Origin of the sequence: Spirillospora sp. CA-294931 (genome assembly GCF_050946795.1) — a bacterium.
In the GTDB taxonomy this organism is placed as follows: Bacteria; Actinomycetota; Actinomycetes; order Streptosporangiales; family Streptosporangiaceae; genus Spirillospora.
This window is the reverse complement of sequence record NZ_CP192006.1, coordinates 7,202,324-7,217,316: the sequence shown is the minus strand read 5'-3', so window position 1 is coordinate 7,217,316 and position 14,993 is coordinate 7,202,324. Positions and strand designations below refer to the sequence as shown.

The window sequence follows — 14,993 nt, the reverse complement described above, 5'->3', positions numbered from 1 at the left end:
AGGTTTCCCATGACCTGCGTCTCCTGCCGCACCGACGCGGCCCTCGCCACGGCCCCGCCGCGCGAGCACATCGCGTCCGACACGCACTGGCGCGCCGCCCACGCCTTCGGCACCGACCTCCTCGGCTGGCTGGTGCTCGTCCCGCGCCGGCACGTGACGGCCGTCGCTGCCCTCACCGACGCCGAGGCCGCCACCCTGGGCGCCTGGCAGGTCCGCCTGTCCCGCGCCCTCCACGCGGTCACCGGGTGCGAGAAGACCTACATCGCCCAGTTCGCCGAAGCCGAGGGCTTCGCGCACGTGCACTTCCACATCGTCGCGCGCATGCCGGACCAGGCGCCCGAGCTGAAGGGTCCCCGAGTCTTCGCGTTGCTGGGGGCTGAGCCGGGGGTGAGTGCTGGGCGGCGGGACGAGTTCGCCTTGGAATTGCGACGCCGCCTGGTTTAGTTGGGTCCGGGTGTGGTCGTGGTGGAATCTGGTCGACGTTGTCGAGCAAGGAGCGATCAGTCATGACGGCTTCCGGGCGGTTGCACATCAGCGAGGAATTTCCCGCGATGCTCGAACGGATCGACGCGCTCGGCGCGGCCGTCGAGGCGGACGCGGACGAGGCCGACCGGCTCGGCAGGCTGTCGGACGAGACCGCGCGGGCGTTGCTGGACACCGGGATCGTCCGGGCCGGGCTGCCGGAGAACCTCGGCGGCTTCGAGTTCTCGCCGCGCCAGGTGATCCGGACGATCGAGCGGCTCAGCTATCACGACGCCTCGGCGGGCTGGACGATGATGGCGCTGCAGATGATGACCGGCACCACCGCGGCTTATCTGGGGGCCGTAGCGGCGGCCGATCTGTTCCCCGACGTGGCGGGCGGCGACTACGCGTTGCTGTCCGGTCACGGCACGCGGCCCGGCCGGGCGGTGCCGGTGGACGGTGGCTTCCTGGTCAGCGGGGAGTGGCAGTTCGCGTCCGGCATGGCGCTGGCCACCCACATCCACAGCGCGATCCTGGTCGAGGGCACCGGGGAGCCGCGCGTGCTGGCCATGCCCAAGTCGGAGGTGCACCTCGTCGACAACTGGGACGTGCTCGGGCTCCGCGCCACGGGCAGCATCGACTACCACTGCGCCGATGTGTTCGTCCCCGAGACGCACACCTATCCCGCGGCGACGATGACGCCCGCCAACGGCGGCGCGGTCTTCCGCGTCGGCGTGGTGAACACCTCCGCGATCGTGCACACCGGCTGGGCGCTCGGTGTGGGACGGCGCCTGCTGGACGAGCTGAAGCGGTACGCCGCGAGCAGGTCCGGCACGTACAACGCCGCGGCCGACACCGCGCAGTTCCACGCCGAGTACGCGACCGCCGAGGCCAAGCTCCGCGCGGCCCGGGCGTGGGCGATGAGCGTGTGGCGGGACAACGAGCGCACCCTGGACGGCGGCGAGCCGCTGAGCACCGACCAGGAGACGCTGATCCGGCTGGCGCTCGGCCACGCGACCTGGACCGCGCACGACGTGGGCCAGACCGTGCACCGGTGGGCCGCGACGACCGCGATCAGGCGCGGTCCGATCGACCGGTTCCTGCGCGACCTCGGCACCGGAACCCAGCACATCACCTCGGGCCCGGTCGTCCTGCAGAACTGCGGGAAGTGGCTCAGCGGCGCCCAGCCCGACGCGCACTGGGAGTTCCTCGATCTGGTTACGAATCGCTCCCCGCGGGCTTGAACATCGAGAGTCCCGCGCCCAGGGGATTGGGGGCCGGGACGTAGGTGGCGCCGCGGTCGGCGGTGCGGTTCCAGCGGGTCCGGAGGTTGGCCTTGGCGGGCAGCGGGACCCCGGCGAGCAGGGCCCGGAGTTCGGGACGGTCCGGGCCCGTGAAATGGCGGCGGGCGGTGCGCCACAGGTCCGGCTCCAGGCGCGGGTGCAGGTCCGCCACGGCGGCGGCGATCTCGGTCAGGTGGTTCACCAGCAGGCAGTAGACGACGCGGTTCCAGGCGCGGTCGCGGTCGTACAGGACGCTCTCCCGGACGCGGGGCGGCACGTCCTTCAGCCTGGTCCGCCACAGGTCGGCGGTGAGCTTGGTGCCCTCCAGGTCGCGGAAGACCGCCTGGACGGGGCGTCCCCGCTCGTCCACGGTGACCAGGACGTTCTGCAGGTGGGGCTCCAGGACGACGCCGTGCACCAGGTAGGCGTGCAGGACGGGCCGGGCCACCCGGCTGACGTAGGCGTCCCACCAGGCCAGGGCCCCGTCCGGGGTCGCGAGGGCCGGGAGGGCGCCGAGCGTGGCGCCGTCGGGGTCGGCCAGGGCGGCGGCGAGGAGGGGCGTCCCGGTCAGGCCCCGGACGCCCTGCCGCAGGATGACGCCGAGGCCCTCGTAGAGGCGGCGGTCGGCCAGGGAGACCGTCCGGTAGGCGGGCTCGGCGAGCAGCGCGCAGCCGTCGAAGCGCGCGGACAGGTCGTCGAACACCGGGCCCAGGAGGTCGTTGAGCACGACGGCGCCGGTCAGCTCGTACCAGGCGTTCTTGCGGACGCAGTTGGTGATGCGCACGTCCAGGCTGAACTTGCAGAACGTGTCGGCGTCCGGGACGTAGACCGTGCGGACCGACGAGGTCGGGATCGCCTCGCCGGACTGGCCCAGGTCGCGGACGAGCCCCTCCGAGCGCGCGCGTGCCAGCAGCGGGTTGTCGGCGAGCAGGCCGAGTTGCCAGGGGTGTGCGGGGATGACGCGGTGCCCCGGGGGAGGCGGTGGCGCGAGGGCTTCGAGGGCCGTGAAGGCCCCCGGGTCGCCCTCGGCCGCCAGGAGGTCGTCGCGGACGGCGAGCCAGTGCAGGAGGAATCGGGTGCCGGCCTCGGGCGCATACGGGAGCCAGTCGTCCGGGGAACCCTGGCGGGCCTTGGGCGAGGGGTGGAAGCGGTGGCCCGCCAGGAGGGACTGCTCGGACCTGACATAGGGGTCGGTGTCGGTCTCGTTCCGCGCGCCGAGGATGGCCTCCATGGCGGCGTGGCTGTCGCGGACCTGGGTGAGGAACTCCGGGTTGACGCGGCCGGTGGCGAGTTCCAGCTCGCCCGCCACCAGTTCGGCCAGGCGGTCCCAGCCCGCCGGGGCCCAGGTGTCGTCCCGCCGTTCCTCGAAAGGGGGCGTGAGGCGGTAGGTGGGGCCGTGCGGGGGCCGCGCCAGGCCCGCTCGGACGACGACGCCCGCGCGGGGGAGGCGGACCAGCAGGTGCGGGCCGTCGGCCCACACCTGGTGCTCGGGAGCGCAGATCTCACGGATCAGGCAGTTGAGCAGGGCGGTGGCGCTGGCGTCGCCGGCGGCCAGGGCCCGTCGCGTTAGGAGCACGGTTCGTCCCGGAGGTAGTTGGGCCCGAGCGGGCCGTAGTGCTTGTTGATGTCGGCCGCGCCCGTGCGCGCCTTGTCGACGAGGGTTCCGGCGGTGACCATGGCCTTGGTCGGCAGCCGGGCGGCGTCGAGGGTGCGGGCGCGCAGGAAGGCGTCCTCGGGGCCCAGGAGGGCGTCCAGCCGGTCTCTGATCATCGCCAGACCGGTCCGGAGCGGCAGCAGCCCCCGTTCCGCCAGGCCGTGGGCCGGGGCGGCGGCGCACAGGTGCAGGGTGATCGTGACGAAGACGCGGGCGAGCGCCTCCTGGTCCATGGTGTTCATCCTGGGGTCGCCGAACGCCGCGACGCCAGGAACGGCCAGCATCCCGTCGTTGTCCTTGATCAGGAGCTTGGGGTCGCCGTCGTCGCGCAGGACGAGCGCAACGTTCTGCTGGTGGGCCTCCAGCGCGATGCCCCGGCGGAACAGCGCGACGTTCCAGGCCAGCAGCGCGTCCAGGTACCGTCCGAAGAGAGCCGGGACGTCCCAGCGTCCGATCACCGGGCCTCCCTCGGGACGCTCGGCGAGCAGCGCGGCCACGGGCACCACGTGCGCGCGGCCGGTCTCGGGCGGGAAGCGCCTGACCAGGTAGCCGAGGAGCTCGTCGCCCGCGTGGCCCCAGGTCTGCTCGTCGGCCAGCAGGACCGGCAGGCCGGGCTCCTCGGCCAGGACGCGGCGCAGCACGCGCTCGGCCTCGGCCCCGTCGGCGAGCGTGCCCGGCTTGATCGTGCGCCGGTTGCGGAGCCCGAGCGTGCTGGTCGGCAGCGGCAGCTTGAGGTGGGTGAGGGGCCCGGCGGCGACGGTGCGCATCGACAGGGTCGGCGCGACCCGGAGGAACGACCCCGGGACCAGCGGGACGCCCACCAGCGGCGCCGTGAGCGGGTGCACCGGGAACAGGACGGTCGCCTCGTCGCGTGCCGCGGGCCACCAGGCCGGTAGCTGTCCTTGCGCCGTCACCTTTTCGCGGGGGACCACCGCCCACCGCAGGGGAAACGTCGGGGCGAACTCGGGCGCGTACTGGCGCAGGTCACTCTCGCTTAAGCCGACCTTGCACCGGCCCATCGGGTACACGGGGTGATCGGTGAAGGCGGCGAGCGTGTCGTAGTAAGTGCCGGGGCCCAGGTCGGACAGGTGGGAGAGCGCTCGCATCACCCCGGGACGGGCGTCCTGGTGCAGGCGTTCGATGGCGAGCGCCTCCCGGCATTCCCGCTCGAAGGCCGCCACGTCGTCGCGGGGGTCGGCGACCTGCCGGACCGCCGCCAGGACGTCGTCCAGCGGCGGGCCCTGCTCGACCGTGTGCGCACTGAGGAACCCGGGACGCAGCCCCACGGGCTTCAGTCCGGGCAGCGTCAGCGTCTGGCCGGAGATGAAACGGCGCAGGCCCGCGTAGTCCTCGCGCAGCAGGGCGTCCAGGAGGCGGGCGGTCAGCTCGGCCTCGGGGCCGGGGGTCATGCGATCGTCCAGGCGTGGTCGGCGCGGAAGCGCGCGACGGCGGCCTCGACGTCGGGGCGGCCCGGTCCGATGGCGCGGATCGTCCCGAGGTAGTCGCGGTTGGTCCGGGTCAGCTCGACGCGGTCGCCGATCGGGTGCTGCGGCATGTAGGAGAGGCGGACGGCCCCGTCCGTGAGGTCCATGGCATCGGGAGCCTCGGTGAGGATTCCGGGGCGGTCGGCGATGACGACGTCCGCGAGGGCGTGACCGGTGGGCGGGGCCCCGGGGGCGGGAAGCCGCTCGCCGAGGTGCACCCGGAGGATCCACTCGTGCAGCGGGACGCCGAGCAGGTCGGCGAGCAGGAAGTCGCAGTGGTCGCCGATGAGCCGGTAGTTGACCTCGATCAGCCGGGCCCGGCCCTCGTGCACGACGAACTCGGAGTGGCAGGCGCCGAAGCCGACGCCGAGGTCCTCCAACTGCGCGAGGACCTGGCCGGTCTCGGGCGGGAGCGGCGCCCACTCCAGCCGCTCCTCGACGAAATACGGGGGCGGGGAGACTCTCGTGTGGAACGAACCCAGCTCGCGCACCTCGCGCCCGTCGCCGAGGGTCTCCAGGGTGTGCAGCTCGCCGGGCAGGTACTCCTCGGCCACCAGCGGGCCGTCCCGCCGGGCCCCGATCTCCGCCCGGCGCGCGGCGAGCTCCTCGAGGTCGCGCACCAGGACCACGTCCTCGCTGGCCACGCCCTCGCGCGGCTTGAGCACCAGCGGGAACGGCGCGTCCTCGGGGACGTCGGCGGCGTCGGCGGAGAAGACCGGGTCGAGCCCGGCGAGATGGCGCCGCATCAGCGCCTTGTTCTTGGTTCGGGTGGCCGCGCGCCAGTCCTTGGCGGGCAGGCCGTAGTAGGCGGCGGCCAGGGCGACGGGGGCCTGGAGCCAGTCGCTGTTGGTGAAGACGCCCACCGGGTCCGGCCCGATCCGCGCGATGATCTCGCGGAAGTCGGTGACGTCGCACGGGACGACCGTCCCCGGGTAGTCGCCGGGACGGTCGGTGAGCACGACCACCTCGACGCCCAGACGGCGGGCGGCGGGCAGGAACCCGCGCGTCACCGAGTCGGTCACCTTGCCGGTGACAAGGTAGAGCGAGGCGGCCACCGCGACCCTTTCGCATTAGGTAAGGCTTGCCTAAGTTAAGAATCTCCATAGTGGCCGTGCCGCACGCCCGGTGCAAGAACGATGGCACGCGTGTCATCGTCCGTCCCGGGAATCGGCGAGGATGGCCCCATGGATCTCGTCACACGCTGGGTGGCGCTGGCCGGGCCCCAGACCAGGCACATCGGGGAGGGCCTCGACGCCCGCTACGGGGAACCCCACCGCCGCTACCACACCCGTGATCATTTGACCGCGGTGCTCGACCTGGTCGACGAGCTGGCCGGGCACGCGTCCGCGCCCGACCACGTCCGGCTCGCCGCCTGGTTCCACGACGCGGTCTACGACCCCCAGCGCGCCGACAACGAGGAGCGCAGCGCCCGGCTGGCGCGCCGCATGCTCGCCGACACCGACCTGGGCGGGGACGCCGTCGCCGAGGTCGAGCGGCTGGTGCTGCTGACCACCACGCACAACCCCGACGAGGACGACGCCAACGGGCAGGTGCTGTGCGACGCCGACCTGGCCGTCCTGGGCGCCGAACCCGAACGCTACGCCGCCTACGCGGCCGCCGTCCGGGAGGAGTACGCGTTCGTCCCCGAAGAGATCTTCCAGGCCGGACGGGCCGAGGTGCTGCGCAACCTGCTGGACCTCCCGGCCCTGTTCCACACCCCCGAGGCTCGCGCCCGCTTCGAGGAGCGGGCCCGCCACAACGTCGAGACCGAGCTGCGCCTGCTCGGCTCCGGCGCCTAGCGGCCGGGTCGGCGGTTAGCGGCCGAGCCGACGCCTAGCGGGTGGGTCGGCGCGCCTAGCGGGTGGGCCGGACGTTAGCGGCAGGGCCAGCGGTTAGCGGCGGGGCCGGCGCCTAGCGGGTGGGCCGGACGTTGGCGGCAGGGCCAGCGGTTAGCGGCGGGGCCGGCGCCTAGCGGCCGGGCCGGCGCCGAGCGGGTGGGTCGGCCGTTAGCGGCGGGGCCGACGCCTAGCGGGTGGGGCGGGCGGCCTTGCGGCGGCGCAGGCCGGCCCGGGTGAGGCGGGTCAGCAGTTCCTGGCAGCCGACCGCGTGGGCCCCTTGGGTCACCGCCGCCTCATAGAGTTCGGACGGGACGTCGTAGTGGTCACGCTCGAACGCTCGCCGCGACAGCCCGAGCCCGGCCGCGAAGGCGTGCAGCTCATCGAACGACGTGTCGCTCACCAGGTGCGACCAGTCCCGTCCCCGGGACGGCCACAGCGGCGGATCGATGAGGATCAAGGCACCTCCAGAGCCGGACGTCCGATGATTTAGAGTGCCAGACGTTAATGGGTGCAAAGGAGCACAGAATGGACGTGGCAGCGTTCGTCGAGGCCAACAAGGGCGCCTTCTTCGCCGATCTCAAGGAGTGGCTGGCGATCCCGTCGATCTCCGGCGACCCCGCGCGGGCCGACGACGTGCGGCGTTCGGCCGAGTGGCTGGCGAACTATCTGCGGGGCCTCGGCTTCCCGACGGTCGAGGTCTGGGAGACCGGCGGCCTGCCCTCGGTGTTCGCCGAGTGGCCCGCCGCCGACCCCGAAGCCCCCTCCGTGGTCGTTTACGGCCATCACGACGTGCAGCCGGTAGAGCCGCTGGAGGAGTGGGACACCGACCCCTTCGTCGCCACGGAGAAGGGCGACCGGCTTTACGGGCGCGGGACGTCCGACGACAAGGGCCAGGTCTTCTTCCACACCCTTGGCGTGCGCGCCGCGATGGCCGCCGCGGGCACCGACGCCCCGCCCGTCACGATCAAGCTGCTGGTCGAGGGCGAGGAGGAGTCGGGCTCGGCCCACTTCCCCGACCTGCTGCGCGAGCACCGCGACCGGCTGGCGTGCGACGCGGTGATCATCAGCGACACCACGATGTGGGCGGCGGACGTCCCGTCGATGTGCACCGGGATGCGCGGCATGGCCGAGGCCGAGCTCTCGCTGTACGGGCCCGACACCGACCTGCACTCGGGGTCGTTCGGCGGCGCCGTCCCCAACCCCCTGCACGCCCTGGTCTCGATGCTCGCGGCGCTGCACGACGACGACGGGCGCGTCACGCTCCCCGGGTTCTACGACGGCGTCATCCCGCTGACCGACCGCGAGCGTGAGCTGTTCGCCAAGCTCCCGTTCGACGAGGAGCAGTGGCTGCGGACGGCCGGCAACAGCGGGGCGGCATACGGGGAGAAGGGCTACTCCACGCTGGAGCGCATCTGGGCTCGTCCCACCGCCGAGATCAACGGCATGTGGGGCGGGCACATCGGCCCCGGCGGCAAGACCATCGTCCCCCGGGAGGCGCACGCCAAGGTCTCCTTCCGGCTCGTCGCGGGGCAGGAGCCGGAGCGCGTGCACGAGGCGTTCCGCGCCTGGGTCGCCGAGCACACCCCCGAGGGCGTCCGGGCCGAGGTGACGATCCCGGGCGGCGGCGTCCGCGCCTGCTTCTCGCCGATCGACTCGCCGGGCGTCCTAGCCGGGCGGCGCGCCATGGAGCGGGCGTTCGGCACGGAGGTGCTGTTCACTCGCGAGGGCGGCAGCGGCCCCGAGGCCGACCTGGCCGACATCCTCCAGGCCCCGCTGGTGTTCGTGGCGGTCGGCCTGAACGACGACCGCATCCACGCCCCGAATGAGAAGGTCGAGATGCCGCTGCTGCTCAAGGGCGCGGAGGCCGCCGCCTACCTGTGGGAGGAGCTGGCCACGGCTCTGAAGGCGGACGCGCGGTGACCGAGGCTCCCCTGGAGTGGCTCGCCCTGTCTCGGGGCACGCTCGACCGGGTGTCCGAGCGCCGCAAGGACGACGCTTGGGTCGCTTCCGCCTGGGACGACCGGCGTACCCGGGTGCTCGTGGTCAAGGCGGGACGCTCGCTCGTCACTCGTGACCCGTCCCCCGAACTGGTGCTGGTCCCGTCCGGGCGGGCCCCCGAAGGGGAGCGCTACCTTCTCGGGATCGACGACGACGGCGTCGCCTACTTCGCCGTGGTCGGGGAGCTGCCCGTGATCGAGGGCGCCGAGGACGCCGGGCTCCGCGAGGTCGGCGTCCTGCTCGGCGACCGCGACTCCGGGCTGCTCACCCACGCGGTCGCCCTGGAGCACTGGCACGCCACCCACCGATTCTGCCCCCGCTGCGGCGCGCCCGCCGAGATGGCGGCGGCGGGCCATGTCCGGGTCTGCTCCACCGACGGGTCCGAGCAGTACCCGAGGGTCGACCCGGCCGTGATCATGCTGGTCAGGGACGACCGCGACCGGGTCCTGCTGGCCCGGGGCCCGAGCTGGCCCGCCGACCGCCGCTCGATCCTGGCGGGGTTCGTCGAGCCGGGCGAGTCCCTGGAGCAGGCCGTCGCGCGGGAGGTCCGCGAGGAGGTCGGGATCGAGGTCACCGACGTCCGCTACCTCGGCAGCCAGCCGTGGCCGCTGCCCCAGAGCCTGATGCTCGGGTTCTTCGCCCGCGCCGTCGGCGACCTCGAGCTGCGCCCCGACGCCGAGGAGATCCTCGACGCCGCCTGGTACACGCGCGACGAGCTGCGCGCGGAGATCGAGGCCGGACGGCTGGTGGCCCCCGGCCCGCTGTCGATCGCGGCCCAGCTGATCATGCGCTGGTACGGCGGCGCCCTCCCGAACATGCCGCTGTTCTGATGGCGTCCGGGGGACTCGCGGGACGGCTGCGCGCCAACGCTCGCGCGTTCCCCGGCAAGAAGGCGATCATCTACCCGGGGAGCGACGGCGCCTACCGGCACCTGACCTACCGCGAGGTGGACGAGCGGTCCGACGCCCACGCGGTCACCCTGCGCGAGGCCGGGATCGGCCGGGGGACGACGACCGTCCTGATGGTCCGGCCGGGGCCCGAGCTGTTCACGATCCTGTTCGGGCTGCTCAAGGCGGGGGCCGTCCCGGTCATCGCCGATCCCGGGCTCGGGGTGCGGCGGATGCTGCACTGCTACCGGCTGGCCCGTGCCGAGGCGTTCGTCGGCATCCCGGTGGCGCATGCCGTCCGGGTCTTGAACCCGCGCACGTTCTCGTCGGTCCGCACCCGGGTGACCGTGGGACGCCGCTGGTTCTGGGGCGGGCCCGTGCTGGGCGACGGCCTCAATTCGGTGGAGCCGCCACCCGAACCGGACGTGTCACCCGAAGACCTGCTCGCCATCAGCTTCACCACCGGCTCCACCGGACCGGCCAAGGGCGTGGAACACCCATACGGGATGGTGTCGGGCATCGTCCACCAGATCGAGACGGCCCTCGGGCAGCGCGCGGACGACGTCTCGCTGGTCACCGTCCCCCTGTGGGGCGTGTTCAGCATGCTGCTCGGCTCGACCTGCGTCCTGCCGCCCGGCGACCCGGCCAAGGTCGCAGCGATCGACCCGGCAGGCGTCGTGGACGCCGTCCGGCGGTTCGGTGTCACCACCATGTTCGCCTCGCCCGCGCTGCTTGATCGGCTCGGGCGGCATGGCGCGTCCCTGAAGCCACTCCGCTCGATCGTGGCCGGAGGCGCCCCCGTCCACATCGACATCATCCACCGCGTATGCGACCTCCTCGGAGACACCGCGCAAGCGGGAGACACCGCGCAAGCCGGAGACACCGCGCAAGCGGGAGGCACCGCGCAAGCGGGAGACACCGCGCAAGCCGGAGACACCGCGCAAGCGGGAGAGGACGCGCAAGCCGGGGAGGACGCGCAGGGCAGAGGCGACGCGCAGGGCGGGGGCGACGCGCAGGGCGGAGGCGACGAGCAGTTCGGGGAGGGCGGGCCGTTCGGGAGGGACGCGCGAGGCGAGGAGGAAAGATCGAGCGGGGTGGACGGGGCGTCGCGCTTCACGGTCACTTACGGGGCCACGGAGGCCCTGCCGATCTCCTCGATCACCGCCGCCGAGATCTTCGCCGAGACCGCCGAGCGCACCCGGGAGGGCGAGGGCACGTGCGTTGGACGTCCGGTTCCGGGAGTGGACGTCCGCGTGGTGCGGGTGACTGACGAACCCATGCCCGTATGGTCCGAGTCATTGCTGGCCCCGCCCGGTGAGGTCGGGGAGATCGCCGTATCGGGGGCGACGGTCAGCCGCCGCTATCACGCGAACCCCGAGGCCGACGCCCACACGAAAATCGCCGAGGGCGACCGGATCTGGCACCGCACCGGGGATCTCGGGCACCTCGACGATTCGGGGCGGATCTGGTTCAGCGGACGCAAGAGCCAACGGGTGGGCGAGCTCCACACCGTCCAGGTCGAGGGCATCCTGGACGCCCACCCGGACGTGCACAGGACCGCGCTGGTCGGGGTGGACGGGCGTCCCGTCGTCTGCGTGGAAGCCAACGACGGCGCCGACAGGCCCCGAGTGGAACGGGAGCTGCGCGCGCTTGCCGACCGGCACGAGCAGACGCGCCGGATCGAGGCGTTCCTGTTCCATCCCGGGTTCCCGGTCGACGTCCGGCACAACGCCAAGATCAATCGCGAGCTGCTGGCCGAATGGGCGGGGAGGACGCTGTGAAGGTCCTGGTGACGGGGGCGTCCGGGTTCCTGGGCGGGCACATCGTGGACGCCTGTGTCGCCGCGGGCGACAGCGTGCGTGCGCTCGTCCGGCCGTCCAGCGACCGGAGCCACCTGCTGACCGTCCCCGGGGTGGAGATCGTCGAGGGCGACCTCACCGACGAGGCGTCCCTGCGCGCCGCCGCCGAAGGCGTCGAGGCGGTGCACCATTCCGCCGCGCGCGTCTTCGATTACGGGAGCCGGGCGCAGTTCTGGGACGTCAACGTCACCGCCACCGAACGCCTCCTGCGCGTCGCCCGCGATTCGGGGGCCGGACGCTTCGTCTTCGTCAGCAGCCCCAGCGCGGTCATGACGGGGCGCGACCAACTGGGAATCGATGAGACCACGCCTTACCCGTCCCGCTACCTCAACCTCTACTCGGAGACCAAGGCCGCCGCCGAACGCGCCGTCCTGGCCGCGAACGGTCCCGGGTTCATCACCTGCGCGCTTCGTCCTCGCGCCGTATGGGGGCCGCGCGACTGGCACGGCTTCATGCCAAGGATTCTGGGCCTCATGCAAGCCGGACGCATGCCCGACCTGTCCGGAGGCAAGCGCGTCCTGGCGTCCATGTGCCACTGCCGCAACGCCGCCCATGCCTGCGTCCTGGCCACGCGCTCCGACCAGGTGGGCGGACGGGCCTTCTTCATCGCCGACGCCGAGACCACCGACGTCTGGGCCCTCATGGCCGAGGTCGCGGAACGCTTCGGGGTAGATCCCCCGACCCGCAGAATCCCGGCCCCTCTACGCGACACACTCGTAGCGGCCATCGAGCTGCTCTGGCGCGTCCCCTACCTGGCCAACAACCACCCACCACCGCTGAGCCGCTACTCGGTGGCGCTTCTCACCCGATCGTCCACGTACGACACGACGGCAGCACGCGAGGCATTCGGGTACAGCCCCGTAATCGACCAAGCCAAGGGCCTGGACGAACTACAGAACTGGATAGAAGAGCTCGGCGGCCTCACCGCCTACACAAAGCGCTAAGCGGCGCCCAGCAGACGCTTCACCGTCTTGGCGCTCGGGTTGGTCAGCACGTGCTCCTGCCCGTCCGGCGAGACCAGGGTCACGGTCGGGACGGTCTGGTTGCCGCCGTTGACGCTCATGACGAACTCGGCCGCCGCGGGGTCGCGCTCGATGTCGACCTCCCGCATCGTGATGCCGTCCCGGGCCAGCTGGCTCTTGAGCCGCCGGCAGAAGCCGCACCAGGTCGTCGTGTACATGGTGAGCTGGCCGGTGTGAGCGGTAGGCGTCGCCATCGGTGCGTCGTCTCCCTCGTCTGGATCGGTGGAACGCTCACAAGAACATCCGCGTTCCGCTGTGCATTCCGGGGGAGGTTATCCACAACTCGTGCGGCACGCCGATTCGGTCGTCCCCGCCTGCCAAGATGGGGTGATGAACGCCGAGGAGGTTCTGCAGGGGCTCGACCCGGAGCAGCGCGCGGTCGCCGAGGCCGTCCAGGGCCCGGTCTGCGTGCTCGCGGGCGCCGGAACAGGCAAGACGCGCGCCATCACGCACCGCATCGCCTACGCCACCCTCACCGGCATGGTGGCGCCCCAGCGCATCCTCGCGGTGACGTTCACCACACGCGCCGCGGGCGAGCTGCGCGCCCGCCTGCGCCAGCTCGGCGCCCCCGGCGTCCAGGCCCGCACCTTCCACGCCGCCGCGCTGCGCCAGCTGTCCTACTTCTGGCCCCGCGTCATCGGCGGCGAACCCCCGAAGATCATCGAATCCAAGATCGCCCTGGTCGCCGACGCCGCCCGCGCCTGCCGCCTCACCTCGTTCGGCCGCACCGAGCTGCGCGACATCGCCAGCGAGATCGAATGGGCCAAGGTCACCCAGAACCGCCCCGAAGACTACGCCGCCGCCGTCGCGTCCTCCGGCCGCAAGGCCCCCACCGACGTGGTCGACGTCGCCCGCGTCTACGCCATGTACGAGCAGCTGCGCCGCGAGCGCAACCAGCTCGACTTCGAGGGCATGCTCGAGCTCACCGCCGCCGTCCTCACCGAGCACCGCGAGGTCGCCGCCCAGGTCCGCGAGCAGTACCGCCACTTCGTCGTGGACGAGTTCCAGGACGTCAACCCCCTGCAGAAACTCCTGCTCGACACCTGGCTCGGCGACCGCGACGACCTCTGCGTCGTCGGCGACCCCAACCAGACCATCTACTCCTTCACCGGCGCCAGTCCGTCCTACCTACTCGACTTCACGCGCGAGTACCCCGACGCCACCACCGTCAAGCTGGTGCGCGACTACCGCTCCACCCCCCAAGTCGTCCGGCTGGCCAACGGCGTCATAGGCCAGGCCCGCGGCGAGGCCGCCAAGCGCCACAAACTCGAACTCGTCGCCCAGCGCGCCGACGGCCCCGCCCCGGTCTTCAACGAGTACGACGACGAGGTCGCCGAGGCCGACGACGTCGCCCGCCGCGCCCGCAAGCTGATCGACGAGGGCGTCCCCGCCCGCGAGATCGCCGTCCTGTACCGCATCAACGCCCAGTCCGAGGGCTACGAGTCCGCCTTCACCGCCGCGGGCGTCCCCTACGTCCTGCGCGGCGCCGAGCGCTTCTTCGAACGCCCCGAGGTCCGCGAGGCCGTCATCCGCCTGCGCGGCGCCGCCCGCGCCGGAGGCGACGCCGAGACCGAGGGCATGGGCCTCATAATGACCGTCCGCCACGTCCTCTCGGGCGCGGGCTTCACCGACCAGCCCCCCGAAGGCCGAGGCGCGGCCCGCACCCGCTGGGAGTCCCTGGCCGCCCTGGCCCAACTGGCCGAAGACATGGCCGCCGACAACCCCGCCGCAGGCCTCCCCGAATTCGTCACCGAACTAGAAGAACGCGCCACCGCCCAGCACGCCCCACCTCTCGAAGGCGTCACCCTCGCGTCCCTCCACGCCGCCAAGGGCCTCGAATGGGACGCGGTCTTCCTCGTCAACCTGGTCGAAGGCACCGTCCCCATCATCTACGCCGAAACCCCCGAACAAACCGAAGAGGAACGCCGCCTCCTCTACGTAGGCGTCACCCGAGCCCGAGAGCACCTCTCCCTCTCCTGGGCCCTCTCCCGCTCACCCGGCGGCGCCAGAAGACGCAAACCGTCCCGCTTCCTAGACGGCCTCACCGCCAAAACCACCACCCACACCCCCGCCCGCGTAGACCGCACCACCCGCCGAGGCGCCAAGGGCCCCCAACCCTGCCGAGTCTGCAACCGCCCCCTGACCGCCGCCATAGAACGCAAGTTGGGCCGCTGCGAAGACTGCCCCGCCGACCTCAACGAGGCCCTCCTCCTGGCCCTCAAAGACTGGCGAGCCGAAACCTCCACAGCCCAGAAAGTCCCCGCCTACGTCATCTTCACCGACGCCACCCTCCAAGCCATAGCCGAACGAACCCCCGAATCCCTAGAAGCCCTAGCCCAAATCCCAGGCGTAGGAAAAGTGAAACTAGACCGCTACGCCGAAGCCGTCCTAACCCTCTGCAAAACCCCCCACCCCTAACCCCCACCACCCCGACCTTCCACCCGCGATCTCATCACCACCGCTGCCACGCGAAACGCCCCCGTACCTCGCCACCACCCCGGCCCAC

The 14,993-nt window shown here is 72.3% G+C and carries 13 protein-coding genes; 8 read left to right on the top strand and 5 right to left on the bottom strand.

Annotation, left to right across the window (positions count from 1 at the left end):
- Positions 1–9 precede the first annotated feature (9 nt).
- Both ACQPY4_RS32560 and ACQPY4_RS32555 read left to right on the top strand, forming a co-directional pair.
- Positions 10–444: an HIT family protein gene (locus ACQPY4_RS32560; RefSeq protein ID WP_433327446.1), complete on the top strand. Its 435-nt coding sequence runs from the start codon at positions 10–12 to the stop codon at positions 442–444.
- 62 nt (positions 445–506) lie between these two features.
- Positions 507–1,706: a hypothetical protein gene (locus ACQPY4_RS32555; RefSeq protein WP_433327444.1), complete on the top strand. Its 1,200-nt coding sequence runs from the start codon at positions 507–509 to the stop codon at positions 1,704–1,706.
- Here ACQPY4_RS32555 and ACQPY4_RS32550 read toward each other — a convergent pair.
- The 3 genes from ACQPY4_RS32550 to ACQPY4_RS32540 are packed head-to-tail and all read right to left on the bottom strand — an operon-like array spanning position 1,681 to position 5,938.
- The gene (locus ACQPY4_RS32550) at positions 1,681–3,321 is read right to left on the bottom strand and encodes an IucA/IucC family protein (RefSeq protein WP_433327442.1); all 1,641 of its coding nucleotides are present in this window, start codon (positions 3,319–3,321) and stop codon (positions 1,681–1,683) included. The genes ACQPY4_RS32555 and ACQPY4_RS32550 overlap by 26 nt on opposite strands.
- Positions 3,312–4,808 carry an IucA/IucC family protein gene (locus tag ACQPY4_RS32545; RefSeq protein ID WP_433327440.1) on the bottom strand — a complete coding sequence of 499 codons (1,497 nt, stop codon included), beginning with the start codon at positions 4,806–4,808 and terminating at the stop codon, positions 3,312–3,314. The genes ACQPY4_RS32550 and ACQPY4_RS32545 overlap by 10 nt, the downstream gene beginning before the upstream one ends.
- On the bottom strand, positions 4,805–5,938 hold the full coding sequence (locus ACQPY4_RS32540) for an ATP-grasp domain-containing protein (RefSeq protein ID WP_433327438.1): 1,134 nt from the start codon (positions 5,936–5,938) through the stop codon (positions 4,805–4,807). The genes ACQPY4_RS32545 and ACQPY4_RS32540 overlap by 4 nt, the downstream gene beginning before the upstream one ends.
- A 129-nt stretch (positions 5,939–6,067) precedes the next feature.
- Between ACQPY4_RS32540 and ACQPY4_RS32535 the strand changes: the two genes are divergently transcribed.
- A complete protein-coding gene (locus tag ACQPY4_RS32535) occupies positions 6,068–6,682 on the top strand; it encodes an HD domain-containing protein (RefSeq protein WP_433327436.1) in 615 nt (204 codons plus the stop codon).
- A 226-nt stretch (positions 6,683–6,908) separates the two neighbouring features.
- On the opposite strand, the gene ACQPY4_RS32530 is transcribed toward ACQPY4_RS32535, so the two are convergent.
- Positions 6,909–7,178 (bottom strand): DUF4031 domain-containing protein, encoded by a 270-nt coding sequence (locus tag ACQPY4_RS32530; protein WP_433327434.1) that lies wholly within the window; start codon positions 7,176–7,178, stop codon positions 6,909–6,911.
- 68 nt (positions 7,179–7,246) lie between these two features.
- Here ACQPY4_RS32530 and ACQPY4_RS32525 point away from each other — a divergent pair, with 68 nt between their 5' ends.
- Genes ACQPY4_RS32525 through ACQPY4_RS32510 form a run of 4 tightly spaced genes read left to right on the top strand, consistent with a single transcriptional unit; the run spans position 7,247 to position 12,409 of the window.
- Positions 7,247–8,641, top strand: a complete 1,395-nt coding sequence (locus ACQPY4_RS32525) for a dipeptidase (protein ID WP_433327432.1) — start codon at positions 7,247–7,249, stop codon at positions 8,639–8,641.
- A complete protein-coding gene (nudC, locus tag ACQPY4_RS32520) occupies positions 8,638–9,549 on the top strand; it encodes an NAD(+) diphosphatase (RefSeq protein ID WP_433327430.1) in 912 nt (303 codons plus the stop codon). The genes ACQPY4_RS32525 and nudC overlap by 4 nt, the downstream gene beginning before the upstream one ends.
- Positions 9,549–11,387 carry an AMP-binding protein gene (locus ACQPY4_RS32515; protein WP_433327428.1) on the top strand — a complete coding sequence of 613 codons (1,839 nt, stop codon included), beginning with the start codon at positions 9,549–9,551 and terminating at the stop codon, positions 11,385–11,387. The genes nudC and ACQPY4_RS32515 overlap by 1 nt, the downstream gene beginning before the upstream one ends.
- Positions 11,384–12,409 carry an NAD-dependent epimerase/dehydratase family protein gene (locus tag ACQPY4_RS32510; protein ID WP_433327426.1) on the top strand — a complete coding sequence of 342 codons (1,026 nt, stop codon included), beginning with the start codon at positions 11,384–11,386 and terminating at the stop codon, positions 12,407–12,409. The genes ACQPY4_RS32515 and ACQPY4_RS32510 overlap by 4 nt, the downstream gene beginning before the upstream one ends.
- On the opposite strand, the gene ACQPY4_RS32505 is transcribed toward ACQPY4_RS32510, so the two are convergent.
- The gene (locus ACQPY4_RS32505; RefSeq protein WP_433327424.1) at positions 12,406–12,681 is read right to left on the bottom strand and encodes a mycoredoxin; all 276 of its coding nucleotides are present in this window, start codon (positions 12,679–12,681) and stop codon (positions 12,406–12,408) included. The genes ACQPY4_RS32510 and ACQPY4_RS32505 overlap by 4 nt on opposite strands.
- Positions 12,682–12,817: 136 nt before the next feature.
- Between ACQPY4_RS32505 and ACQPY4_RS32500 the strand changes: the two genes are divergently transcribed.
- On the top strand, positions 12,818–14,905 hold the full coding sequence (locus ACQPY4_RS32500) for an ATP-dependent DNA helicase UvrD2 (protein ID WP_433327422.1): 2,088 nt from the start codon (positions 12,818–12,820) through the stop codon (positions 14,903–14,905).
- Positions 14,906–14,993 lie beyond the last annotated feature (88 nt).